The sequence below is a fragment of the Pseudocalidococcus azoricus BACA0444 genome (genome assembly GCF_031729055.1).
GTDB classification, from domain to species: Bacteria; Cyanobacteriota; Cyanobacteriia; order Thermosynechococcales; family Thermosynechococcaceae; genus Pseudocalidococcus; species Pseudocalidococcus azoricus.
In genome coordinates, this window is the sequence record NZ_JAVMIP010000023.1 from 13,619 (window position 1) to 39,132 (window position 25,514).

Genomic DNA, 25,514 nt, shown 5'->3' on the forward strand with positions numbered 1-25,514 from the left:
CTCTTAAAAAGATTACCCATAACCCATTTTCTGACTTGTCCCCGTCTCACCTTAAAAGAGCAGTCAAAAGTTTAGCCCTAAACCCCACTAGGGGAAGCAGATTTACTGACCTGGGGAGTATATAGGTTAGGAAAACGTTTTTGGAAGCGATCAATTTTCGGGATTTCCACGGCAACAACATAGAAGTTGGTCGGATGGTGGGCGACAAAGTCTTGATGATAGTCTTCGGCTGGATAGAAGTCCTTTAAGGGCTGGACATCGGTGACAACAGGTTGATAGAACACCTTGGCTTGATTCAGTTGCTCAATGTAGGCCTGGGCAATTTTTTGCTGTTCTGCATTGGTAAAGAAAACTGCCGAGCGGTACTGGGTCCCAACATCAAAACCCTGTTGATTGAGTTGAGTTGGATCATGGGCAACCGTGAAAAATATCTTCAGTAATTCTCCATAGGAGACTTGGGAGGGGTCATAGGTGATTTGGATGGATTCAGCGTGTCCTGTTCCCCCACGGCTGACCTGTTGATAAGTGGCAGTTTCAGCACTCCCACCGGCGTAACCCGAAATAACATTGGAAACCCCCTTAACGTGCTCAAATAAAGCTTCCATCCCCCAAAAACAACCCCCGGCAAACACGGCTGTCTGCTGACTGGGCATCGCCGTAGGGGAAAGCATAGAGGCATCAATGACGGGATCGGGGACTGTGGAGCGGATGTCAGCTAGTTTAGGAGGGGAAAGGCGGACAATGACAAATCCGACTAAGACCACAGCCGTCACGGTTAAAGTCGCAATGAGTCCACGGTAGATGGGGGTCGGGAGGGAGCGAAGTTTGAGAGTTAACATAAAATTCGGCCAGGCCTAGCACTAGCAACATCATAACGATTCATCAATGGTCGAGGAGAAGCGAGGGCCTCAAAGCTCCTTTGGCTTGAGAGGAAATTTAGCACCTTGTAATTGGGCCCCATCTAAGTTGGCGCGGGAGATGTCGGCTCCAGTTAAATTGGCCTGGGTAAAGTTGACATCAATTAAGTTTGCGCCCGAGAGATTAGCTTGGTTGAGATTGGCCCCAGTAAAGTTGGCATTGACACCATTGACTAAAACCATGCGGGCATTTTGGAGTTGGGCTGCGGTTAAGTTGGCATTCACAAGGGTGGCTAAATAGAGGTTGGCTCGCTGAAGATTGGCATTTTCGAGATTGGCTGCAAAAAAGTTAACCCCTGCCAAATAGGCATTTTCGAGATTAGCCTGGCTCAGGTTAGCCCGAAATAAATTAACCCCCATCAGATTGGCCCCTTTCAGATTGGCCTGGGAAAGATCAGCACGATCCAAATTGCTATGGCGCAGGTCAGCCCCACTGAGATCACAACGGGGACATTGACGGGTGGCCAAGAGTTGGCGGACATGGGCCGGATTCTCCCCCCAGGCCGGACTGAGGCTCCCGATCAACCAAAATCCCAGGCCCAAAAAGCTTGTCCTAAGCACCCTCGGCTCCTAAAAATGGGACATCCACCACTTGCCCGATGGCAGACCCAGCCTCAACCCGTAACCCCACTCCCCCGGCTTTAGTTTTGATGTAGCCCAGGCCAAAGGCGTTTGACTGTTGATCAAGGGGCTGATCTAAAGAGGTACAACTGGTTAAAACCCCCACCTTGGTTCCTTCTAGCTGCAATGGGGTTCCCGGTTCCACATAATCCGTCAAGGCCAGGCCCCACAATTGTTGCTTTACCCCTTGGTAGGTATTCAGGCGGGCAATGGTTTCCTGGCCAATGTAGCAGCCCTTATCAAAGGAAATGATGGAGTCTAAACGAGCCTCCAAGGGATTATAGTCCTCCGTCAATTCCGCATCCACCGCCGGCCGGCCCTGTAAAATCCGCAGATGTTCCCAATCTGTTTCGGAGAGTTCCATTAATTCAGGTTGGGCCAGCTTGATTTCTGCCATGACAGGGAGACGATATTCAATGGGTAGCGTTAGGGTCAGGCCTGGGAGAGCTAAACCAGAGCCAAAACTAATCTCAACCGGACAGTCAGCAATATAGTATTGATGATGATCTCCTAGCTGTTGTAAGTCAGATAAATCCAGGCCTAGGTTCTTAAAAATTTGCTCACAGGTTGGGCCGAGGAATCGCCAGCAGGAAGTTGTTTGGGTTACGTCTTGGAGTTCAACCTGATCCCCAAAGAAAATATACTTGTCTAGCCATTTTTGTAAAGGTTCCCGCCGTTGGGGTGAAACCAAGAGCAAAATATCATCATGCCGTACCCAGGCCGTGACCAAATCTAATGTTCGGGCCGTTGAGGTCAAAATGACGGTATCACATCCCTGGCCTGGTTTGAGTAGATTCAGGTTATTGGAACTTTGATTATGGAGAAAACGCAACCGATCTGCACCGCGCAGCAAAATTCGCCCCCAATGGGAACAGTCATAGCAAGCTGGTGCTGGGGAATCGGTATTCATCAATCATTAATTACAGTAGGATTGTTGATCTCAGTCAATTACATATTGTAGGCGATGGCAGTCTTAATTAAGAACGGAATATAGGCAGTATGGCTCAATTTCAGGAAAATCAAATTTTTAGTGCTCCAAGCAGAGCTTAACGGGAAGCTTGCGGAACGATTGAAGTCAAGTCAATGGGATAAATCAGAGGATAATTAGTTACTTTATAGGATTAGCTTAGCTCCCTATGCTCCCGAACAAAACTCGATGGCAATTTGAATCGTTTATCAGTCACTTTATCCTTCATTTTTCACGGCTTAACCTGTAGGGTGTATTCCAATGCAATGAACGCTTGTGATCGAGTTTCCAGTTGATTCACTGTCGGCCCTGAAATCGGTTTCTCTGCTCCTAACCGGCGATTTAATTTTCGCAAATTTAATTGATATTGTCCAACTAACCAAAGGCCTTCACAATCCGTGCTAGGGCAGTTTCAACATTTTCCCGACTATTAAAGGCCGAAATGCGGAAATAGCCTTCACCCGCCGCCCCAAAACCAGAGCCCGGTGTCCCAACCACATGGCAGGTCGTTAACAATTTATCAAAAAACTCCCAACTCGATAGATCATTCGGGGTTTTTAGCCAGACATAGGGCGCATTTTCACCGCCATAGACCGCAAATCCTGCCAGGCTAAGTTTTTCTCGAATCAGACTGGCATTTTCCATATAGAAATTCACCAGGCCCCGTGTCTGTTCCTGTCCTTCTGGGGAATAAACCGCCTCGGCCCCCCGCTGGATGATGTAGGACACCCCATTAAATTTTGTCGCCTGCCGCCGTGACCAGAGACTCCAGAGTTGAATCTTTTCCCCAGTGGAGGCTTTAACTTCTAGGGTTTTGGGGACAACGCTAAGGGCGCAACGGGTGCCGGTAAAGCCTGCATTTTTAGAAAATGAGCGAAACTCAATGGCACAGGTGCGGGCCCCCGGAATTTCATAGATCGAGTGGGGAATGGTTGGGTCGGTGATAAATGCCTCGTAAGCCGCATCAAAAAAGATAATCGATCCATGGGAGTTCGCATAATCAACCCAGGCCTGGAGATGTTCTTTGGTGGCCACGGCCCCAGTGGGATTATTGGGAAAACAGAGATAGATTAAATCCACCTTTTGACTGGGAATTGTGGCGGTAAAGTCGTTCGCGGCGGTAATCGGTAAATAGACTAGGCCCCCATACTCCCCTTTTTCATTGGCGGCTCCCGTATGCCCGGCCATGACATTGGTATCCACATAGACGGGATAAACCGGATCTGTGACCGCAATGGTGTTGGTGTTGCCAAAAATATCGAGAATATTGCCCGTATCACATTTAGAACCATCAGAAATAAAAATCTCACTGGCATCAATATCACAGCCGCGGGCCTGGAAATCATGGGTGGCAATTTTTTCTCTTAGCCAGCCATATCCCTGTTCTGGGCCATAACCGCGAAAACTCTCCCGCTGTCCCATTTTCTCTGTAGCTTTGATGATCGCATCTCGACAGGCTTGGGGTAAGGGTTCAGTCACATCGCCAATTCCCAAACGGATGATCGGTGCATCGGGATTGGCCTGGCTAAAGGTATTGACACGGCGAGCAATTTCTGGGAACAAATAGCCAGCTTTAAGTTTGAGATAATTTTCGTTGATGGCAACCATTGAGCCTTGTTACTCTGGAAAAATTGATGTGTTTAATCAGTTTAACCTGTCATCCAGGCCTGGGGAAAACAAATCTTGGCCATTTGTTCCCGGCTAAGTTTTGTTTTCGATGTTGGTTAAAATCCAAAAAATGACTAGCAGAGTCTCAGAAAACGTCCACGAGTTATTGTCATCTTTGTCATAAGTAATGGGCAAGAAAATTGGCCAAATTGGCGAACAGGTCTTATCCCAGTGGCTAATAGCCCAGGCCTGGCAAATCCTGGCTCAAAATTGGCATTGTTCCTGGGGGGAATTGGATCTCATTGCTCAAACACCAGCGGGAGTAGTCGCATTTATTGAAGTCAAAACACGCCAGAGCCAAAGCCTTGATCAGGGTGGACTCATGGCCATTACGCCTGCCAAGCAACGTAAAATTATTCATACCGCCCAACTATTTTTAGAACAGTATCCCGACTATGCTGCCTTACCCTGTCGTTTTGATGTGGCATTAGTTCAATATCAATCCATAACAAACACTCAAAATTTTCATCTGCCATTACCCACGCCCGGCCTGGAATTCCTCGGACAACGAGGGCCCTATCGCTTTTTTCTCTTAGATTACTTAACGGATGCCTTCACCCCTTAAAATGGATGCACCCTTTCTTGTGGCTCGGATATGAATGGTCAACCCCATGCCGAATTATTAGATTTAGATCAAGTTCAAGGGATACTGAATCGTTCGCGGGCCTCTATTTATCGCTACATTAATACCGATAGCCAGTTGTTAAATTGCCCGTTTGATCCCCAACGGCTTAACCCAGAAATCCGCCGCAGTCGTCGCCAACCCTTATTATTCCATCCCAATGAAGTCGCTCGTTTTGCTAAAGACGTTCTCAAGTACAAAACCGTCAATGTGGAATTTAAGGCTGTGCCTCCAGATCAGACTCAGGAACTCTTGACGGCAATCTTGGCAGAACTCCAAGCTATTCGTCAACTATTAGAAACCCAATCCCCACCTTAAAAGATTTTTAGACCCTGATTCTGTTCTAAACCTCCCAGCAAGAGTCACCAGTTGCCCCCACAGAGAGCAAATAGACACAAATAACCTACACAAAACTGATAAGCTGTTTAGATGTTTGATTGGCCAGTTAAGTTTTCAGCCCCGATATCCTCCCCCCCAGGCCTCCTAGGCAAAATATCCATCATTTCAAAATAGTTGCCCCACCAAAACCGTAAAGACCGATGTAGTCTGCTGTCTTTTTGACGAATTTCCCGCTTTTGACTAGGGTAGGGGGGTGTGATGTGGGGATGGTGTGGCGGAGTCCCTTGCGGATGTCTAATTCTTCTCAACCGGGTGAAAATAATTCCCCGAACCTCAGGCGGCGATCCAGACTTGTGGCCTGGCGGCGGCCAATTTTTGTGGGCCTAGGGTTAACGGTAGCCACACTGGGGGGATTGGGTTGGCGGGCCTGGATTTATATCAATACTGAACTCTCGCCCCAAATTGCACATCGGGTAGCATCCATTTTGCAGCGGCCGGTAGAACTCGGGGCTGTGGAGCGGGTGAGTTTAACCAGTATTCGTTTTGGCCCCTCAGCAATTCCGGCCCAAGCTGGCACAGAGGCGGAAACAAAGGGCGGCGATCGAGATAATGCCACGGTGGCAGGGATTGAAGTTGGTTTTAATATCTGGGAAGTTTTTATCAGCCGCAACCTAAACCTTGACTTGACTCTGGAACGGCCTCTCCTACAAGTGTTCCAAGAAGCCGATGGCCGTTGGATTGATACCGAAATTGCCCCCATTGAAACCCCCAAGCTCTTTCGGACTCAAACCATTACAGTCCGGGTAACAGATGCCCAGGCCATTGTGATTCCCTATCAACAAGCTCCCATTCACATCAGCCAAATTGGCGGGGCCATCCACGCTACCCAACTGGAGGCAGATCCCAAAATTAACCTGTCCCTGAACGGTAATTTAGCTAACCAAGGACAATGGCGACTCCGGGGCAACTGGGATCACGCTAATCAGCAGGGGGAGGCAAATCTCCAGGCCACAGATATTGTGCTGACGGACTTTAATTCCTTTCTGCCCCCCAGGTTTCGGATTCAACAGGGACAGTTAAGTGCCAATCTCGCCACTAGTCTTCCTCTGCCGGAAAATGCTTGGCCGAAGGTGAATGGCTGGATGCGGGTGAAGGGCTTGGCCGTCAAGGGAAAAAATCTCCCTCAAGACCTCAAAAACCTGGATGGAGATCTGCAGTTCCAAGGGCAAACCCTGACTGTTAAGAGCCTCAGTGGTAGAGTCGGGCGGATCAATTGGCAAGCTCAGGGAACAGTCAACCCCCAGGCCGGTTTGAATCTCCAGGCCCAGGTGGCCCCCTTAGATTTAGGGCAAACGGCCCAAGATTGGCAGTTCAAGTTACCAGTGGCAGTGCGTGGCCGGGTGGCGATTCCCAAAATTCAGATTAGGGGTTCTCTAAATAATCCCCAAATTCGCGGTGAACTTCGCAACCAAGGCCCAATTCAGGTTGATCAAGTCGGGATCCGACAAATCCAGGCCCCCTTTCAGGCTAATTTGCAGCAATTTCAAGTCCGTAATTTGCAGATTATCCCCCAAGCTGGCGGTGAATTACGGGGCGATGCCACGCTCCAAGCCAATGGCCAACTCCAAGCTAGTCTTCGTCTCAATCAAGTTCCCGCTGATGACCTGTTCCAGGCCTATGGTGGGCCATCCCAAATTGAACTGGGGTCAGTGTCGGCCCGATTAACGGCAACTGGAACCTTGGCGAATTTCAACTCCCTCCAGGCCAAGCTCGATTTCCAAGCTCCCGAAGCCACCTATCCCACCTATGGCACCGCCTTTATTACCCCCCAAGGTGCGGTCATGCCAATTTTGGCCACTCAACTCCTGGGCGGAGTTGTCACAGGTCGGGGCCAGATTCGAGATAATCGCTGGCAGTTAGCCCTCAATAGCCAGGGCATTCCCATCCGGCCCTTTTTCCCAGATTTTGCTGGCACTCTTCGGGGTGAGGTGGAATTGGCCGGGCAGTTGGATGCGCTCACCCCCCAAAAGACCCAAGTCATCGCTGCCCTAGAGGTTCTCGATAGTCCCTTGGGAAACCGAGCTACGGCCAACTTGGCCTGGGATGGGCAACGGATTCGGGTCAACCAGGCCACCGCCGCTGGCATCAATGCCCAAGGAATGATCAACGCGCAAATTCAACCCCAACTTAAACTCACGGGCCTGGATCTGCAAATTGCCGGACGAAACCTGGGCCTGGGCGAACTAGCCAACTTGGGCCTGGTACAGCAGCAACTTCAGGGACTCCCTCTAGCCTTTTCCTTAGCAGGCCAGGCCAACATTCAAGGACGACTCACCGGCACCTTAGAGAACCTCCAACTCCAGGCCAACCTGGGTACCCATAACCTAGCTGTAAATCAAATTAAACTGGCTCCCCAACTCTCTGGACACCTGGTCTATCAGACCCAATCGGGCCTGCGCTTTACCTTGGCGGGGGGCACGGATCGGCTTGATCTAAATCTGGCCCCCAATTTTTGGCCCAATAGCTTCCTAATTCAACGGGGCCAGGCCAGGGCTACGGGACAACGCCAAGGGCAGACTCTCAAGGTCAACCTAGCCGAATTTCCCCTCGAACTCCTGAACATTCATCTCCTCCCACACCCCCGGCCCAGCTTGATTTCGGGGCGGGTCGCCGGAAAATTTGCCCTTAATCTGCACGATTACAGCCTAGTCGGACAAGTGAATGTCGCCCGGCCTGGCCTGGCCAACTGGCGGGGGGATCAACTCACCGCGAATCTGAATTACAGCAATGGCACGGCCCGGCTTCAACAGGGGCAACTGCGGAAAGGCAATAGTCTCTACACGCTCCAGGCCCAAATCAGCCAACTTTGGCAGCAACCAGAACTGAGGGGGCAACTCAGCGTCACCAATGGAGAACTCGCCGACTTAGTCGATCTCAACAACCTCCTGGGCCTGGGCCATCTCACGCCTCCCACTTTTGCCACTGCTGTCGCTGTTCAACCTGCCCCTGTAGGCGATATCCAGGCCCCCCTCTTAGTCCAAATCCGCCGCCTGACGGAAATCCAAACCCTCCAGGCCCAAGCCGCGGCCACTCCGCCGCCCCCCCTGCCGCAACTCAGTGAACTCAAAGGCCAATTTAATGCCCAACTAAACCTGACGGCCTCGGCTGCCAAGGGGGTAAATTTGGGATTTGCTGTGGAAGGAAATGATTGGCAATGGGGGCAATATCCGATTAATCGCTTTACTACCAGTGGGCGGTTAGTGAATCAAGATATTCTCCTCGAGAACCTAGAACTCCAATCCCAGGGGGGCATCATCACCGCGCGCGGACAACTGGGGGTCAACAGCAACTCCGCCAGCTTGCGGATTCAAAACTTTCCCATCACGACCCTCCGCAGCCTCGTCGCCTTTCCCAATCTCGATCTCACAGGCAATCTCAATGCCACCGCCACCCTCGCAGGTTCCCATCGGCAGCCCCAAGTGCGCGGCCAACTCACCCTCGACCAGGCCCAACTAAATGAGACCCCGATTACCGCTGCGGCCATGACCTTCAACTACAGCCAAGGCCGGGCCAACTTCAACGGACAAGCCCAAATTGATAGCCCCGAACCAATGATTATCAGCGGCAGTATTCCCTATCGGCTGCCATTTGTCACCGCTAATCCGGGGGGGGATGAGGAGATTAATGTCACCGTCAAGGTCAAAGATGCCGGCCTGGGATTCATCAACGCGCTGACGGATCAGGTGAACTGGGGTGGCGGTCGCGGTGAAGTTAATGTACTTGTCCGGGGCACCCTGGCCCAACCCATTGTCCGGGGACAAATCAATCTCGAGGATGCCACCTTCACCAGCCCTGCCCTCAAAGGGCCCTTAACCAACGTGACCGGGGAAATTCGCTTCAATGATGACCGTCTCCGGGTTGTGGGCTTACAAGGCCTGTTCAACGCTGGGCAAATTCAACTCTCTGGTTCTCTCCCCCTCGTCAGACCCTTCGCCGGTACAGACACCGATCGAGCCAATCCCCTCACCCTAGAACTCCGCAAAATTCAAGTCCGGGCCGCTGATATTTTTGCCGGGGAAGTGAGTGGCGATTTAATTGTCACAGATACTCTGCGCAGTCCCGATATTGGTGGCGTTCTCCAGCTAAGTCAGGGGCAATTCTATTTAACGGATGCCCTAGCCAGCGGGAATGGAGCCACCAACTTACAAGCTAATTTACCGCCGGGGTTTGACCCAGTTGTTTTTAATGATCTCCAACTCCAACTCGGGGAGAATTTTCAGATCCTGCGTTCCCCAGTCCTCAACTTTATTGGCCAGGGGGAATTAACCTTAAGTGGCCCGATCAACAACCTGCAACCCCAGGGCCAAATTCAACTGGTGCAAGGACGTTTGAACTTATTTACCAGCCTCTTTCGCCTGACCCCCGGCCAACCCAACCTCGTGACCTTTAATCCAGGGGATGGCCTAGACCCCTCCTTAGATTTGAACCTGCAAACCACTGTTCAAGAAGTTTCTAATCCCGGCACTCTTAATTTTGGCCAACTTGGCGGCAACAATGTCACTACCCTTGGAAGTTTAACGCCGGTGCGGATTCGGGCCCAAATTTCCGGGCGAGCGAGTCAACTGGCCACTAACTTCCGGGGGGTTGTCCAACTCTCCAGTACCCCAGGCCGCTCGGATACGGAAATTCTCTCTCTCTTGGGGGGTGGGTTTAATCCCAATAACCAGGCCGCCAATCAACTCGCCTTGGTTAATATTGCTAGTGCAGCGGTTTTAAATAATATCCAGGCCAATATTGATGACTTTTTAAGTAACCGGACTACGTTTCGCCTCTTTCCGGCCCTTGTTCCCCCTTCTAATAACCGCGACAGTCGCAATAACTCAGCCGTTTTAGCCTTAGGGGCCGAGGTGGGCTATCAAGTCACGGATAATGTCACGATCTCGGCGGTGCAACTCCTGACTGTTCCCCAGGATCCGACTCGGCTCAATGTTGGCTATCAGCTCACGGATCGGATTCGCTTGAGCACCCAAATTGGCCTGGATGGGAACTCGGTTGGCCTGATTGAGTTTCGGACTCGCTTCTAGGGCTGAGGTGAAGGGCTAGGTAGGGGTATGGGCTGGACGGCTGGGGTCGTTGGTGGGGCCTGAGGCACCGGGGTGACGGCTGGTTCTGCGGGCGGAGGCTCTGGGGGCGTAGTGGGCGCAGGCTTGGGCTTGGGGAGGTCTGGGGCTAAGCTGGGGGTTGGACTCGGAACTGGACTGGCCAGAGGGGTGGGGGATGGCTTGGGTGTTCCTCCTCCTAGGCGTAAGAGTTCAGGAATGGTGACAAAGCTGTAGCCCTTAGCCTTGAGTTTAGTAATCATGGCCGGCAAGGCTTTAATCGTGGCCTGGCGATCCCCACCCCCATCGTGGAGCAAAATGATCCCGCCGGGTTTGGCCTGGGCCAGGACGCGCTTAATAATATCCTCGGAAGTACCTTTGGGCGCAGAATCATGGGGATCCACAGACCACATCAAGGTGGTGTAGTTTTTTTTTGTTGCATAGGCAACCAGGCCATTATTTAAGATGCCACCGGGGGGGCGAAACAGGCGGGTTTGGACTTTTGTAGTTTTAGCAATTAAAAAAGAGGTATTTTCAATCTCCTTAATCGCAATCTCTTCAGTGACAGGCTTGTAGGTGTGATTCCAAGTGTGATTCCCAACCGCGTGACCAGCCTTCACCACTTGCTTAGCGACCTCAGGATAGCGTTGGAGGTGGGCCCCAATCCAGAAAAATGTGGCTTTGACCTCATGCTGGGCCAAAATGGCTAAAACTTCCGTGGTACTCGTGCCCCAGGGGCCATCATCAAAGGTCAAGGCAATCACTTTTTGTCCCGCTGGTACCTTAACCTGAGCCACAGTTTTGCCCCGGAACTGGGTTGGTCCCAGAAAGGAGAGGGTGGCGGTGGGGGGCTGACCCGCTTGGACTAGGCCGGAGAGGGGAGGGGGGGATTGGACTGTGGAGAACATTGGCCAGCCCAGGCCCAGGCTACTGCCCAAAACTAGACAGAAACCGAGAACGCCAATGAGCCAAAACCGCAAATGTCGGGGCATAAAGACACAATCCTGGTCAATGCAAGGTGATGATTATTTTTGTGATGTTAACCCAATCATTTGTAAAACCCAATCCGCCCATCTAGCCTGAGTTGCGCAGGACTCGCCGCGACCCCCTTGATCTTGTCCCTTTACCAGCACGTTTGAAGGTTAATAACGTTAAAGATTAGCGTTTGGCATTATGGCTTAGTTGATATATCCCGCTTTGCTTCTTGTTATGCTGATCTCAGCCCCACGACCAGTCCTTATTTCTTCCGGTTCTGGCCCCTCCACGCACTTAATGATTATTTAATTGTTTTTCAACACATTAACAATTTCTTTAGGATTACAGAATGGAGACTAGCCAAGTTGATTGCAGCCAGTTTTTACACGTTGCTATTAACGTTACGGATTTAGCAAAGGCAAGTGAATTTTATGGGGGAATCTTACAACTGCCTCTTGCCCCCCGCAACCTGAATTTTCCTGGCCTCTGGTATCAAATTGGCCCAAATCAGATTCATTTAATTGTCAGTGAGACCGTAGCACAGTATCACCCAGATCATCGCTGGGGGCGGAATCCCCATTTAGCCCTGGGGGTCAAGGATTTAGAAGCCATCAAAGAGAGGTTACGGGCGGCTGGGTATGGGTTCCAGACCAGTCATTCCGGGCGGGCGGCCATTTTTGTTCAAGATGCTGATCAAAACATTATTGAACTTACGCAGATGGGGTAGGCGCAACGATGATGGATCAAACCGAGCTAGAGGTACGCATCACTGAGTTAGAGGCCCAAGTTGCGCGTCACCAAAGCCAAATTCAGGAACTCCAAAACCTCATAAATCTTCGTAAAACTGCTGCTAATCCGGCCAAACCTGCAACACCTGAGCCTGAGACAACGCTACCAATTTCCCCCCCAACACGAATCAGCACCCGGCCCCCCAAAAGCCCCTTACCTAAACCGGTCTCTAAATCGGGAGGAGACTGGCTGCAAAACTGGGAATTTTGGTTGAATCGGTTTGGAATTGGTCTGTTACTGTTGGGGATCGTTTTTCTATTCAAATATGCCCTGGATCAAGGCTGGCTGACGGAATATTTGCTAGTGGGGATTGGCTTTCTGATTGGGGCAGGACTTTTGGGACTGGGTTGGCGACTACGACCCCAGCGGCGCGCCTTGAGTCAAATTCTGGCTGGGGGTGGATTGGCCACGTTTTACATCACCAGTTTTGCGGCATTTCAGGTCCTCAAGGTGTTTTCCTATCCCGTAGCCTTTGGAATCATGTTGGCAGTGACAGTTGCAGCTTTTTGGCTCTCTCTGGGGGAACAACAGGCAGTTTTTTCCGTACTCGGAGCCACTGGGGGCCTGGCCACACCCTTTCTGCTCTACCAGGACAGTGGCAGTGTTATCGGCCTCAGCATTTATACGGTGCTAATTTTGGCGGGAAGTTTAGCTGTTTATCATCGCCAGGCCTGGAAGTCACTCTACAGTACGACCTTTTTCCTCGGTAGCCTGGTGTTTTTGATCGCCATTTTTGGGGCCTCTCGAGTCGGAGATGACGGGAATCTGGATTTGGAAAAGGCCGTTGTTCAGTTGGGAGTTTTGGCACTGACCTTGGGCTATGGCGTAGTGCCTCTCGCCGTCTCAAATTTGCCCAAACCCGGCCCCTTTCTGGAAATTATTGCCGTAATTAATCCCTTTATTGGCCTGGGGTTAACCGCTGGGCTGTGGAATTGGTCGGAGGGGATCGCTGGCTGGGTTGCCTTAGGGTTGGCAATAATCTATGGCCTGGCGGGGCGATGGGGCCGATTGGGCTTGGCCTGGCGCGGTACCCTCTGGCTGACGGCGGCTTTGTTGACCGTAACGGCAATTTTGCTTCATCTTGTTGTCCGGGAAATTGTCTTCATTCCCCTCACGGGTGAGGCAATGCTCCTCCTCTGGTTGGGGCGGAAATATCAATCATTGCCACTGACAATTCTGGGGCATATTTTCTGGGGAATTTTAGGAGCGGCTTTGTTGGGGCGATTGTTGATCTTGCCAGCCCAGGCCCCACCATTCTTCAATCAGCACGCTCTGGTGGATCAAATCATCCTGGCTGCTGCATTGGGAGTCGCTTGGCAGTTACCAAAATCTGGACGTTGGCCCTATGGGGTCGTGACCTATGGTGGACTCTTAATCTTGATTCAGCGAGAGTTATCCGGCATTGCTCCAGGCCTGGTCACGGTTTGTTGGGGACTCTGTGGGATTGGCTTACTCGTTTTGGGCCTGCGCCGAGATAGTCATCTAGCCCGAATTATTGCCCTGCTCACCCTTGGCTTAACAATCCTGAAGCTATTTTTCTTTGATTTAATTGGCGTTGAAGCCATTTGGCGGGTGCTGCTCTTTATGGGCTTTGGGGTTATGTTTTTGCTCTTAAGTTATTATTTTCGCAGTCTTTGGCGACCAATACCTCCCTCAGGGGATCAGTGAGAAGACCCATAGGACGATGATCTGGCATTGGGCTGATTGAGCGGGGATCATGGTTTAAATTCCTGGCTCACCACACCTTATCGCGTTATGCAGGCTGTTCTGAGCAATTAAAAATATCAAAAAATATATCGATCAGACATTACCAATTTTTTCCCATCTCGCCCTAAATGAGTGAATCTATAATTTATTGAATTAATATTTAATCTCCGTAGGATGGCTGGGGGGGATGCCTTCAATGGTGATCAACCCCTCTAAAACTGCCTTAACCACCGGCACTGCCACCGTTGACCCGTAAGCATCATCTCCTTTGGGATCATCCACAACCGTGAGGACAACATAGCGGGGGGCATTGAGGGGGAAAACCCCGATGAAGCTGGTGATCCGCTGGTTCGTATAAGTCCCATTGATTGCTTTTTGGGCTGTGCCTGTCTTTCCGCCAATCCGATAGCCCGGAATCTTCACCCCTTTTCCTGTGCCACTGTTCACTACTTCCCCCAACATGGCCAAAACAGATTGGGCCGTACTAGGGGCAAAAACTTGTCGAGGGGGGGGGATATTCGGCTTTTGTACCCGTTGGCGATCCTGGCGGTAAATCCCCGAAATCACATGGGGCGTGACTAAGTTTCCCCCGTTGGCAATGGCGGCGGTGAGTTGGGCTAACTTCAGAGGGGTGAGGGAAAATCCTTGGCCAAAGGCAGTGGTGGCGGGTTCAATGGGGTAGCTGACAAACTGTTCTCGAGGTTTAAGCTGGCCGGGGGTTTCAAAGGGTAAATCGGTTCCCATTTTTGCTTCCAGGCCCAGGCGTTTCAAATAATCATAGTAATCACTGGCCCGAATCCGATTCATCATGTGTACCATCGCCACATTACTGGAGTAGCCGAGGATCTGGGTAATCGCTAAAGCCCCCCGCCCACCATTGGTCGTAAAGTCATTGTTTTGAATTGGCCAGCCGCCCACCTGAATCCGCCCTTCATCGGGGAGTACGGTTGTGGGGGTAATGGCTTTAAGTTGTAAAGCAATCGCAACATTAATCGGCTTAAAGGTAGAACCCGGCTCATAGAGGTCTGCAACTGCCCAGTTCCGAAAAAAGGCGGGATTGGCCTGGTAATACTTGGTGGGATTAAAAGCCGGTTCCGAGGCTAACGCTAACAAGCTCCCATCCTGGACGGACATAACAATCACGGTTCCCCGCTGGGCATTAAACTTCCGCATTTGTTGGCGCAGGGCATTGCGGGCCACCCGTTGCAACCGTGAGTCTATGGTTAAACCTAAATGCTGCTCTTGGTTTAGGGTTTGGGGATCGTTGGGGGCTAAATCAGGGAGCCATAGGCCTGAACCGTCCATCGAAAGCAGACGTTGGCTGGGAGGTGGTTGCAAGAGCTTATTTTGACTAAATTCAATTCCCGCTTGTCCCTGATGTTCCCGATCCACATAGCCAATCACACCAGACAGTAGCTCCTGCTGTGGATAATGCCGCTCCCAAGTCCGATTGAGATCCAGGCCATCTAAACCTAGATCCCGAATTTGGCGGGCTACGGTTTCCGAAAGCTCATAGGCAACCGGAATACCACTATCATCGGATTGAAGGGTTTTGGTTAAGGCCTGAGGTTGAACGTTCAGGATTGGGGCCAGGCCATCCACAACTTCTGCTAGGGGAATTTTGAATAAAAATGGGTGAGCAAAGAGAGTAAAGGTCTGCTGATCCATCGCCACAATATTGCCGTTGCGATCTTGAATTGGCAAACGGGCATGGGTTGGGGGCGATTGAGTTCGTTGGCGTTTCCAGGCCACATTACGCAAGTTATCCCCTTCCAAGACCTGTAAATAAACTAACCGGGCCATCACCCCCAAACCAGCCAAAAATAGGGCCATGACCACTAGGGTTAACCGCCAACGGGAAGGGGTAGGGGTTGAGGACAAAGAATTAGCCATAGGTTCAATCCTAAGCCCTGGGACGATGACTCAGGCCAAGCATTGGGTTAATAGCTCACCGTCCGCTGAGACGGGGCTGAGGCCGGGAGAATCGCTTGGATTGGGGTTGGGAGATCAGCCTCGGTTGGGCGGGGGATAAATAAAACTTGTTTGGGAGACTGGGGCACAAATCCGGCCGGTTGACGTTCAATCTGTTCTGCAACTTGGTAGCGTTGGGCCTGGTGGGCAATTTGGAGTTGGCGTTCTTGTTGCTCAAGCTCAGTCAGATTTTTGTAGGCCTGTCCCCATTGATGTTGATGAAAAGCAGCCAGGCCATAGATGGGTAACAAACTGGCCAAAATTAAGACCGCAGCCCCCCCTGTCCCCCACTGCAGAACCAACAAGGACTTTAACCACAAGGGCCAGGCCGGGTTGGGAAAGGTCCGAATTTCAGTAAGGTGTTGCTGCCGCTGGATAGGTCTCGGGCTGGAAAGGGGTTTTAACTGGAATGGGCGAGATCGGGAAGGGGGTTGGGGGGGGGTAGCAAGGGCAGCAGACATAGATTCGACAAACTCCTCAATAAACTCCAGTCAAAAACTAGAGGTCAAAAACCAAATTCTTAAGTGTCATCCAGACTACCCCAGAGCAACAGCCACCTTTAGCCATAATGGCTACCAAGTTTTTCTGGCTAACTGATGTTTAGTCTATGGATGGGAACACTCCCGCAGCTTAGGGATAGGATTCAAGATCGGTCGGGGTGGGCAAAACCAGCCCTGAACCCCCGCCCCCTAAACACATTGGCCAAAGCTAAATAGTTCGGCTAAATGCCAAGATAACCACTAAATTAGTTGCGAGGCCACTCTTCATGCACAAAAGAGGCAACCTTTTTGGCTGGGACTTTTTTCTTAATCGCCAAGACCTCAGCAACAGCGAAAAGTTCCCACTGCAAACTATAGCGTTACCCATTTAGGACTCTTATTGAGGTAAGTCAGGAAATACTTGATGGGCCGTCTTTTTAAGATTTATACTCTCTCAGAACAGTCTGCGTAACTCTATACTCAAGGATGCTAAAACTAGCCCAGTGAACTTCTGGGGATGCCCATATTTATTGGCGACCACAACATCATCCAACCAGCCCTGTTTAACCCGCGCTAATCCGGCCCTCCAGAGGGAAGCGTCAATCATGACACAAAGCCAGCCCTAGAACGCGGCCCACCCTCAGCAAACCAATCCATCTCAAGGTATCGGCCTGGGGATCAGCAGCACCCTGATATTACGGCTGGGGGAAAGACAACATCTCGACCCAGAGTCTCCTAATCTAAAAAGCCCATCAGTTGGGGAGAGTCATCAATAATATTGGAGGCAATGGGCCGCACCCCCGCAGAGGTGTAGGTTTCTGAAATGTGGAGACCACTGGTGGTAATCGGGCGCATTCCCAGCCAATTCACCACTTCCAGAATTTGGAAATCATCCATAGCAATTGGACGGATACCCATAATGTTGATGGACTCAGCCACCCGCAAATTACTGGAGCCAATCGGCCGCAACCCTGAGGAGTTAATCGTATCTACCACTTGCAGCTCACTACTAAAAATTGGGCGTGTCCCAGAAGACTGCATCGTATCTACCACTTGAAGGGGGCTGCTTTGAATCGGACGTAACCCTGCCACATTGACGGTTTGCCACACCGCAAAATCAGCAGATTCGGGAGCCGCGGCTAATGTCCCAGATTCGGTTGTGGTCAGAGAAACAAGTTGTCCAGAGGCTTCTGGCTTGGCGGTCGTTGCCCGACTTGTCCGAGTTGTTTTCCGCACTGGGGTTTCGTCTTGGGGATTATCTTGGGGTGTTTCTGGGGTACTCATGGGGTTGCTCTCCAGAGGGATGCAGATCAGTAACTTAAGCGTAATAAGGTCATTATAAGGGTTGTGGTTCCCTCTCCCAGGCCCATTGATCCCGCCCAGAATCAGGTCAGCGATGAGAGTTTGTTATCAAGGGTATGGAAAAGTCTATAGAGCTTTTTCTGGGATAGTGCTTAGAAAACCTTGCAGTTAGTCACATCTCTTAACGCTTAAGTAACATTCTTTGAAGTTTGCGCTTGGGAACAAAGACAGGTTATGGCGCTGGGGTACACTAAGTTTCGGTTACTGGGCTTTGTCAGAGGTGGCCTCGATCACAAGTCTGGCCGGGGGCAATCCCAACCGTTGATAATAAACTACCGATCTTGATCGTTTAGGAGCAGTTGCATCCATGGCTCATACCGTGAAGATTTATGACACCTGCATTGGCTGTACCCAGTGTGTACGGGCCTGTCCCACCGATGTTTTGGAAATGGTTCCGTGGGATGGTTGCAAAGCAGGACAAATTGCCTCTTCCCCTCGGACAGAAGACTGTGTTGGCTGCAAACGTTGTGAAACCGCTTGTCCGACTGATTTCTTAAGTATCCGGGTTTACTTAGGTGCAGAAACCACTCGCAGTATGGGCCTGGCCTACTAGGATTTTGATTACCATTTGATTGCCAATAGATGTACATGGGGTAGAGGGTCAGCGGATGTTGTTTCTCTACCTTTTGTGCTGGCTGTTGCTAGTTTGCAATTTAAAGCCTAGGGTCGGCGCAACGAAGCTCTAGCATACCTCAGGTCACAGTAAATTATGCTGACGGGCCAAGAAATAGGCACTAATGGTTTTAGCATCGGCAATTTCCCCACCATAAATGGCAGTTTCCAAGGCCACCGGGGACATCAACACCACTTCAATGTCTTCGTCTTCATCCTGAGGGGGGGGAGTGGTTAGTTTTTCCAGGTTTTGGGCCAAGAACGCGTAAATAATTTCATCGGAATATCCGGGAGCGACATAAAACTGTCCTAGGGTTGTCCAGGCCAAGGCTCTGTACCCGGTTTCTTCCTCTAGCTCCCGTTTAATGGTCACATCCGCAGGTTCATTGGGTTCAAGGGTTCCGGCTGGAAATTCCAACAGCCGGCCTTGGGCTGCAAAGCGATACTGCCGGACAAGGACAAACTCTCCTGTATTCGTCACCGGAACGGCCACTGCTCCCCCTGGATGGGCGATATAACCCAGGTCTGCCACAACCCCATTGGGTAAACGATAGCGATTCACGGCAAAGGAAAACTTACGCGAGCGGCAGAAAAACTGGGGTTGGATGATTTCAGCGGGTTCGGGGATGGGTGGGGTCATAAACGGCTCATGTCACCAGCAAAGGGGCATTGATTTCCCAAGCTTTTCTAGGAAATAAGCCCACTATAGGGGAAAGAGAGTCTTGCAAAGGATTAAGAACGTGTTAAGAAACTCTACAATGGCTTCTAGATATTAGAGATTAAACCGTAGATTCTAAGTTAGGGGTGTAGCTGATGGTTACAGACTGAAATGAACTAATCTGTTTAGAATCTTTTGTCCCAGACCAAACACATCCCGCCAGTCGCCAAGGCTTAATTCCTTTGGTTTCTGCAAATGTGGTGTGGATCACAGCATGGCCAATTTCCGTGGGGGATACTCATAGTGGTTTGTTAGGGAAATGCGCTGAGATTTATGATTCATCCCTTTGGTAGTTGTTCCCATGTCCCTAGATACTTCCCTTGATTCAACTGCGGCCCTGATTAAAGCCTTTCAAGAAAATGGTTGCCCAAAGACACGCAATTCCCTCGTTCAACTCAACATGGGCCTGGTACGGAAAGAAGCTCACCGTTGGGTTCATTATTCCCAAGAAACCTTTGAAGACCTAGTCCAAGTTGGCACACTCGGCTTAATTCGGGCTGTAGAACGATTTGACCCCAATCATGGCTCTGCTTTTAGCACCTTTGCTATGGTTTATATTCGAGGTGAAATCCAACATTACCTCCGGGATAAAAGTGCTCATATTCGCGTCCCCCGCCGCTGGCAAACCCTCTATCGCCAAGGCAGTCGGCTGACTTCGGAATTACGGCAATACCTCGATCGGCAGCCCACTAATCAAGAAATTGCCACCGGCCTGCAGATTGGTGTGGAAGAGTGGGAACAAATTAAGTTTGCCTATGTGAACTGCTTGCCCTTGAGCTTGGATGCTCCTGTGAGTGAGGCCACCGAGGATAGTACCTCCTTGGGGGAAACCTTACCGGATCAGCATTACCGGAGTTTTCAACTGGCCCAAGAAGACCGAATCCGTCTCCAGCAATGCTTACAAAAGTTGGAAGCCCGTACCTGCGAGATTTTAGAATTTGTTTTTCTCCATGACCTCAGCCAAAAGGAAACCGCAGAATTATTGGGGATCAGTGCGGTCACGGTGTCGCGGCAAGTGAAAAAGGGCCTGGAGCATTTACGGCGGTTGATGGTTCATGAGCATGAGGCGGGTAACTAGGGGGTGCGAATTATTTTCTTCGGAACACCAGATTTTTCTGTACCGACTTTAGCTGCCCTTTTGACTTCAGAACATCAGGTGCTTGGGGTAGTGACACAACCGGATAAACGACGGGGGCGGGGCAGTGATTTAATCCCTTCACCCATCAAACAGTTGGCCTTAGACGCAAACCTCCCAATTTGGCAGCCCACCCGCATTAAGCAAGATAAAAAGGTGATTGAGGCACTCCAGGCCTGTGGGGCTGATGTCTTTGTCGTGGTGGCCTATGGTCAGATTTTGTCCCAGGAGATCCTCAATATTCCCAAGTTGGGCTGTATCAACAACCATGCCTCCTTGTTACCGTGCTATCGGGGGGCTGCACCAATTCAATGGGCGTTATATCACGGGGAGCCAGAAACCGGAATTACGACCATGCTGATGGATGCGGGGATGGATACGGGGGCAATGCTGTTAACGGTTAAAACGCCGATCAGGTTGGAGGATAATGCGGCAACGTTGGGGGCACGCCTGGCCGGCCTGGGGGCAAATTTACTTTTAGAAACCCTCGCCCAGTTCCCTCGCCTCACGCCAATTCCTCAGGATCCGACCCAGGCCACCTATGCCCCCCTGATTAAAAAGCCCGATTATGAACTGGCCTGGAGCCGATCTGCCTTAGACCTTCACAATCAAGTGCGTGGCTTTTATCCCTACTGTCAGACACAACTCCTTGGCCAAACCCTGAAGATTACTAAAACTCTCCCTTTAACTACGGATGTAATCACGGAATTACTAGAAAAACTCCAGGCCTGGGTGAATCAATCTGAATCTGATCCGCAAGGGATAGGAAATACAGTGGCAATTCTCAAGGGGCTGGGGCCGGTGGTGCAAACGGGGCAGGGACAATTACTGATCCAAGAAGTTCAGCCGGCCGGAAAAAAACGCCAATCAGGGTGGGATTTTGCCAATGGACTGCGCTTAACAGTTGGCCAGGCCTGGAGTTAACTATGACTGAGGAGTTCCAGAGTCAGGCTGATGATTTTTGGAGGTGAATTTCAACTTGCCCTGGTCACAGTCCACGACAATTTGCTCCCCAGGCCCGTAGGTTTCCGCCAAGATTTCCACGGCAATGGAGTTTTCCACTTCCCGTTGGATGGCACGCTTGAGGGGCCTGGCTCCATAGATCGGATCAAAGCCCGCATCCACCAGATGATCCAAGGCTGCATCCGTAAAAGAGAGGGTGATTTTCTGTTCAGCCAGGAGTTTATGCACCCGTTTCAGTTGAATTTGGATAATCTGTCGTAATTGTTGGCGATTCAGGGGATGGAAGAGGATCAAATCATCCACCCGATTGAGAAATTCTGGCCGGAAATGGCTTTGTAACACCTTCATCACCCGGCCCCGCATTTCTTCATAGCGAGTATCATCCCCGCCAATATCCAAAATGTGATCGCTGCCAATGTTACTGGTCATGACAATCACAGTATTGCAGAAGTCAATCGTTCTCCCTTGGGAATCTGTAATGCGGCCATCATCCAAAACTTGCAGCAGGACATTAAAAACCTCAGGATGGGCTTTTTCTACTTCATCAAACAACACCACGGAATAAGGCCGCCGCCGCACAGCCTCGGTTAACTGCCCACCAGAGTCAAACCCAACATAGCCTGGAGGCGCACCAATCATTCGGGAGACGGCGTGTTTTTCCATGTACTCGGACATATCCAACCGCACCAAGGCCCCGTCATCATCAAAGAGACAATCGGCTAAGGCGCGGGCGAGTTCCGTTTTTCCGACCCCAGTGGGCCCCATGAATAAAAACGAACCAATCGGCCGCCCCGGATCTTTCATCCCTGCTCTGGCCCGTCTAATGGCAGCAGCTACGGCGGCGACCGCTTCCTCTTGGCCAATCACCCGCTGATGGAGAACTGATTCTAAATGCAGGAGTTTTTGACGTTCTGTTTCCAAGAGCTTTTGGAGGGGGATACCTGTCCACTTGGCCACAATCGCAGCAATATCTGCATCAGTGACTTGATCTCGCAAAAAAGTACTGCTCTCGGCCTGGATGGCCTCTAACTGGGCCTCGACTTCCGCTAAATCCCGTTGTACTTGAGCCAGTTTCCCATGTTGAAGTTGGGCCACCCTATTTAAGTCATATTTGCGCTCGGCCTGTTCAATTTGGAGCTTAATTTGATCCTGTTCTTCTTTAAGGGTATTGAGTTGCTCCAGTAATTGCTTTTCCCCCTGCCATTGGGCTTCCATTGCTTCTTTTTTCGGGGTGAGTTCAGCAATTTCCGCCGTAATTTTTTGCAGCCGTTCCCGTTCTGGGGCATAGGTTCCGGTGCGACTGCGAGGTTCTTCCTGCTCCAGAGAAAGCTTTTCGATTTCTAACTGCATCAGTCGCCGTTCAATGGTTTCCAACTCCCCCGGTTTGGAAGTAATTTCCATCTTTAGCTTGGCAGCGGCTTCATCCACTAAATCAATGGCTTTATCTGGCAAAAATCGATCCGCAATATATCGATCCGAGAGCGTAGCAGCAGCAACTAAAGCTGAGTCGGTAATTTGGACATTGTGGTGAATTTCATAACGCTGCTTAATACCGCGCAAAATGGAAATCGTATTTTCAACCGTAGGCTGCCCAATATAAACCTGTTGAAATCGCCGCTCGAGGGCTGGGTCTTTTTCAATGGATTTGCGGTATTCATCCAGAGTCGAGGCTCCAATACAGCGCAACTCCCCGCGGGCTAACATGGGTTTGAGTAAATTCCCGGCATCCATGTTGGAGTTTTGATTCGCCCCCGCTCCGACTACGGTATGCAACTCATCAATAAAGAGGACAATTTGCCCATCCGAATGGGTGACTTCATGGAGCACAGCCTTGAGACGATCTTCAAAATCCCCCCGAAACTTAGCCCCGGCCACCAAACTGCCCATATCGAGGGAAATAAGTTGCCGATTTTTGAGAGATTCCGGGACATCACCGTTAATGATTCGCTGGGCTAATCCTTCGGCAATGGCGGTTTTACCCACACCCGGCTCGCCAATTAAAACCGGATTATTTTTCATCCGCCGTGAAAGAACTTGAATCACCCGCCGAATTTCTTCATCCCGGCCAATGACTGGATCCAATTTGCCTTGGCGGGCCTGTTCCGTTAAATCGCGCCCATATTTACTCAGGGCTTCGTAGCGGTTTTCTGGGTTTTGATCGGAAACTTTTTGATTCCCGCGCACAGAGGTAATGGCCTGCTCCAGTTGGTCTCGCTCAATGTTGGCCATCCGAAATAAGCTTTTGCCAATCCGCCGGTCTTCACTCAGGCCCAGGAGAATGTGCTCCACGGAAATAAAGGCATCATCCCGCGCATCCCGCTCCCGTTCCGCTAAATCCAATAGGGCATCTAAGTGACGACCTAAATAAAGCTCTGTGCCATTGGGAACCCGCGGCTGTTGTTTGGCAAAGTCCACTAATCGCTGCAAAATTGCCGTTTCATCGGCCCCGGCTTTGGTCAAAATTGTATTCGCTAACCCGGCCTGTTCAACCAGGGCAATGGCTAGATGTTCAACTTCTAAGTATTGATTGCGAAATTGCTTGGCGACATCCTGAGATTTGACAATGGCTTCCCAGGCCTTATCGGTAAACTTGGCTGGGTCAGTGGGTTGCATGGGCCGTGGTTTGGGGTTAATTAACTCATCTAGCAGGGTTGATCCTAACGCAATTGCGTCCCCCCAGGCCAAAGCAACGAGACCAAGAACCACATCTGGAGCAGTCAGGAACAAATTTTCCCAGCATTCATCTATCGGGTTGGGGTGGTAGCCATTGAGAACCGCTAGTTATCCTAAAGACTGCCGGATGGAGAAGATTCGTGAAGCAACTTTATGCCCTTGGATGTTCCCTAACTTGCTTGTGCCTTTGGGGATTGAGCAGTTGTGCCTCAGAAAGTTCTCCTCCCCCTCTAACCCAGGCCAGCAATCCACGCTCCGAAACAGTGTTGTTGAGTCCGAGAGAGGTTCCGGTTGTTGCCAATGTTGAACTTGTGACAGTCGTTGAAGGCTTGGAACATCCCTGGGGCCTGGCCTGGTTACCCAATGGTGATGCTTTAATTACCGAGCGTTCCGGGCGATTACGCTTAGTTAAACAAGGTCAATTAGTCCCTCAGCCAGTGGCCGGCCTGCCGGAAATTTTTGCCCAAGGTCAGGGGGGCCTGTTAGATGTGGCGGTGCATCCTGAATTCGCCCAGAATCGCCTAATCTATCTCACCTATGCCAGTGGTCAAAGGGAAGGGAATCAAACTCAAGTCTTACGGGCTGTTTTAGATGGTGACAAACTTGAAAACCTCCAAGTAATTTTCCAGGCCAAACCAGCCAAACCCGGCACACAACATTTCGGCTCCCGCTTACTCTGGCTAACCGATGGGACTCTACTGGTGGCGATTGGAGATGGGGGAAATCCACCCCTGAGCTTAGATGGGGAGTTAATTCGGAATCAAGCCCAGAAATTAAACAGCGATCTAGGTAAAATTCACCGCATTAACGCTGATGGTTCGATTCCCCCCGATAACCCCTTCCAAAATAATCCCCAGGCCCAGCCTAGTTTATGGAGCATTGGCCATCGCAATATTCAGGGGTTAGCCAAGGATCCGCTCTCAGGGTCAATTTGGTCAACGGAACATGGCTCCCGGGGTGGGGATGAACTCAATTTGATTCAACCTGGCAAAAACTATGGTTGGCCCCTTGTGACCTGGAGCGAAGAATATACGGGCGGCGAAATTTCACCCTTACGAACTAAACCCGGCCTGATAGATCCCAAACTCGTCTGGACTCCGGCGATTGCCCCTTCTGGATTAGTGATTTATCGGGGGACTGAAGTACCGGCCTGGGCGGGGGGCATTTTTGCTGGGGGGCTAGTTTCCCAAGATGTCCGCAAAATCGAGGTGGATCAACAGGGGCAGGTGATACGTCAAGGGCGGATTCCGATTGGGGCCAGGGTGCGGGATGTGCGACAGGGGCCGGATCAATTCCTCTATGTGTTGACGGATGAATCTCGGACAGGGCGGTTAATTCGGCTCCAACCCCGTCAACCCTAAAATCAATCCGTCTGGCCCCTGTCACCCTGGCATAATAGGGTTGATTTCATAATGACTTTCTTAATTAAAGGTAGATGGCTATGTCTAGAGTGAGAGCTTGGATGATGGTGATGATTGGCCTGGTAGCAGCCCTCTTAGTCAGTTGTGGCGGCCCGGCAACCACCGTGAAAATCCCCACCACCTACAGCGATACTCAGCTTGATTTGATCAGCAACTACTTAACCACGATTGAAGACAACTCGGTACGCCTGGGCCAACTTGAGGCTGGGATTGTGGCAGGAGATTGGCAAACAGTGCGGACAGTCATGCGTGGCCCCCTGGGACAGATGATCCTAGATATGCGGAACCTGAATCGGAATTTACTCACCAAAGACCAACCCCCAGCCATTGAAACCACGCGGGCCATTGTTACGGATCTCTTAGCTCTCGACCAAGCTGCGATTGACGAGGATATTCCTGCGGCCCAAAAAGCCTTCAAAGCAGTCAAACAGGACTATGAAGACTATCTCAAGTTGGTTCCTCAGGTCTAAGGGGTG

At 50.8% G+C, this 25,514-nt stretch carries 21 protein-coding genes; 10 read left to right on the plus strand and 11 right to left on the minus strand.

The annotated features are described in order from the left end of the window. Positions 1-77: 77 nt before the first annotated feature. The 4 genes from msrA to RIF25_RS15285 all read right to left on the minus strand — a co-directional run bounded on the left by msrA (position 78) and on the right by RIF25_RS15285 (position 4,113). Positions 78-839 carry a peptide-methionine (S)-S-oxide reductase MsrA gene (gene msrA / locus RIF25_RS15270; protein ID WP_322879384.1) on the minus strand — a complete coding sequence of 254 codons (762 nt, stop codon included), beginning with the start codon at positions 837-839 and terminating at the stop codon, positions 78-80. A 69-nt stretch (positions 840-908) separates the two neighbouring features. After that, the gene (locus RIF25_RS15275; protein WP_322879385.1) at positions 909-1,478 is read right to left on the minus strand and encodes a pentapeptide repeat-containing protein; all 570 of its coding nucleotides are present in this window, start codon (positions 1,476-1,478) and stop codon (positions 909-911) included. Next, a complete protein-coding gene (gene ygfZ / locus RIF25_RS15280) occupies positions 1,471-2,448 on the minus strand; it encodes a CAF17-like 4Fe-4S cluster assembly/insertion protein YgfZ (RefSeq protein WP_322879386.1) in 978 nt (325 codons plus the stop codon). The genes RIF25_RS15275 and ygfZ overlap by 8 nt, the downstream gene beginning before the upstream one ends. 432 nt (positions 2,449-2,880) lie before the next feature. Next, positions 2,881-4,113 carry an LL-diaminopimelate aminotransferase gene (locus RIF25_RS15285; protein ID WP_322879387.1) on the minus strand — a complete coding sequence of 411 codons (1,233 nt, stop codon included), beginning with the start codon at positions 4,111-4,113 and terminating at the stop codon, positions 2,881-2,883. Between the two features lie 187 nt (positions 4,114-4,300). Here RIF25_RS15285 and RIF25_RS15290 point away from each other — a divergent pair, with 187 nt between their 5' ends. The 3 genes from RIF25_RS15290 (at position 4,301) to RIF25_RS15300 (ending at position 10,218) form a co-directional block, all read left to right on the plus strand. After that, positions 4,301-4,738: a YraN family protein gene (locus RIF25_RS15290; RefSeq protein ID WP_322879388.1), complete on the plus strand. Its 438-nt coding sequence runs from the start codon at positions 4,301-4,303 to the stop codon at positions 4,736-4,738. Positions 4,739-4,768: 30 nt separating this feature from the next. After that, on the plus strand, positions 4,769-5,113 hold the full coding sequence (locus RIF25_RS15295; RefSeq protein ID WP_322879389.1) for a hypothetical protein: 345 nt from the start codon (positions 4,769-4,771) through the stop codon (positions 5,111-5,113). A gap of 311 nt (positions 5,114-5,424) precedes the next feature. Then, on the plus strand, positions 5,425-10,218 hold the full coding sequence (locus RIF25_RS15300) for a translocation/assembly module TamB domain-containing protein (RefSeq protein ID WP_322879390.1): 4,794 nt from the start codon (positions 5,425-5,427) through the stop codon (positions 10,216-10,218). On the opposite strand, the gene RIF25_RS15305 is transcribed toward RIF25_RS15300, so the two are convergent. Beyond that, positions 10,215-11,225: a polysaccharide deacetylase family protein gene (locus RIF25_RS15305; protein WP_322879391.1), complete on the minus strand. Its 1,011-nt coding sequence runs from the start codon at positions 11,223-11,225 to the stop codon at positions 10,215-10,217. The genes RIF25_RS15300 and RIF25_RS15305 overlap by 4 nt on opposite strands. A gap of 332 nt (positions 11,226-11,557) precedes the next feature. Here RIF25_RS15305 and RIF25_RS15310 point away from each other — a divergent pair, with 332 nt between their 5' ends. Together RIF25_RS15310 and RIF25_RS15315 are read left to right on the plus strand one after the other, a co-directional pair. Continuing rightward, the gene (locus tag RIF25_RS15310) at positions 11,558-11,935 is read left to right on the plus strand and encodes a VOC family protein (protein WP_322879392.1); all 378 of its coding nucleotides are present in this window, start codon (positions 11,558-11,560) and stop codon (positions 11,933-11,935) included. An 8-nt stretch (positions 11,936-11,943) separates the two neighbouring features. Next, positions 11,944-13,665, plus strand: coding sequence for a DUF2339 domain-containing protein (locus tag RIF25_RS15315; protein WP_322879393.1), 1,722 nt, complete (start codon positions 11,944-11,946; stop codon positions 13,663-13,665). Positions 13,666-13,857: 192 nt separating this feature from the next. Here RIF25_RS15315 and RIF25_RS15320 read toward each other — a convergent pair whose 3' ends face one another. The 4 genes from RIF25_RS15320 to RIF25_RS15335 form a co-directional block, all read right to left on the minus strand. Continuing rightward, positions 13,858-15,597 carry a peptidoglycan D,D-transpeptidase FtsI family protein gene (locus RIF25_RS15320; RefSeq protein WP_322879394.1) on the minus strand — a complete coding sequence of 580 codons (1,740 nt, stop codon included), beginning with the start codon at positions 15,595-15,597 and terminating at the stop codon, positions 13,858-13,860. A gap of 47 nt (positions 15,598-15,644) precedes the next feature. Next, positions 15,645-16,136, minus strand: coding sequence for a hypothetical protein (locus tag RIF25_RS15325; RefSeq protein WP_322879395.1), 492 nt, complete (start codon positions 16,134-16,136; stop codon positions 15,645-15,647). Positions 16,137-16,608: 472 nt separating this feature from the next. Continuing rightward, on the minus strand, positions 16,609-16,761 hold the full coding sequence (locus RIF25_RS15330) for a hypothetical protein (protein ID WP_322879396.1): 153 nt from the start codon (positions 16,759-16,761) through the stop codon (positions 16,609-16,611). Positions 16,762-16,889: 128 nt separating this feature from the next. Then, positions 16,890-17,438 (minus strand): hypothetical protein, encoded by a 549-nt coding sequence (locus RIF25_RS15335; protein WP_322879397.1) that lies wholly within the window; start codon positions 17,436-17,438, stop codon positions 16,890-16,892. A gap of 385 nt (positions 17,439-17,823) precedes the next feature. On the opposite strand from RIF25_RS15335, the gene psaC reads away from it, so the two are divergent. Next, complete coding sequence (gene psaC, locus RIF25_RS15340) at positions 17,824-18,069, plus strand: photosystem I iron-sulfur center protein PsaC (protein ID WP_011056855.1); 246 nt, start codon at positions 17,824-17,826, stop codon at positions 18,067-18,069. Between the two features lie 144 nt (positions 18,070-18,213). Here the strand turns inward: psaC and RIF25_RS15345 are convergent, their stop codons facing one another. Next, positions 18,214-18,768 (minus strand): NUDIX hydrolase, encoded by a 555-nt coding sequence (locus RIF25_RS15345; protein WP_322879398.1) that lies wholly within the window; start codon positions 18,766-18,768, stop codon positions 18,214-18,216. Positions 18,769-19,147: 379 nt separating this feature from the next. Here RIF25_RS15345 and RIF25_RS15350 point away from each other — a divergent pair, with 379 nt between their 5' ends. Both RIF25_RS15350 and fmt read left to right on the plus strand, forming a co-directional pair. Next, a complete protein-coding gene (locus RIF25_RS15350; RefSeq protein WP_322879399.1) occupies positions 19,148-19,924 on the plus strand; it encodes an RNA polymerase sigma factor SigF in 777 nt (258 codons plus the stop codon). A 3-nt stretch (positions 19,925-19,927) separates the two neighbouring features. Beyond that, positions 19,928-20,905, plus strand: coding sequence for a methionyl-tRNA formyltransferase (gene fmt, locus RIF25_RS15355; RefSeq protein WP_322879400.1), 978 nt, complete (start codon positions 19,928-19,930; stop codon positions 20,903-20,905). On the opposite strand, the gene clpB is transcribed toward fmt, so the two are convergent. Beyond that, positions 20,906-23,557 carry an ATP-dependent chaperone ClpB gene (gene clpB / locus RIF25_RS15360; RefSeq protein ID WP_322879413.1) on the minus strand — a complete coding sequence of 884 codons (2,652 nt, stop codon included), beginning with the start codon at positions 23,555-23,557 and terminating at the stop codon, positions 20,906-20,908. It abuts the gene before it with no gap. Between the two features lie 200 nt (positions 23,558-23,757). Here clpB and RIF25_RS15365 point away from each other — a divergent pair, with 200 nt between their 5' ends. Continuing rightward, the gene (locus tag RIF25_RS15365) at positions 23,758-24,978 is read left to right on the plus strand and encodes a PQQ-dependent sugar dehydrogenase (protein ID WP_322879401.1); all 1,221 of its coding nucleotides are present in this window, start codon (positions 23,758-23,760) and stop codon (positions 24,976-24,978) included. Positions 24,979-25,058: 80 nt separating this feature from the next. Further along, positions 25,059-25,508 (plus strand): photosystem II protein PsbQ, encoded by a 450-nt coding sequence (gene psbQ, locus RIF25_RS15370; RefSeq protein ID WP_322879402.1) that lies wholly within the window; start codon positions 25,059-25,061, stop codon positions 25,506-25,508. Positions 25,509-25,514 lie beyond the last annotated feature (6 nt).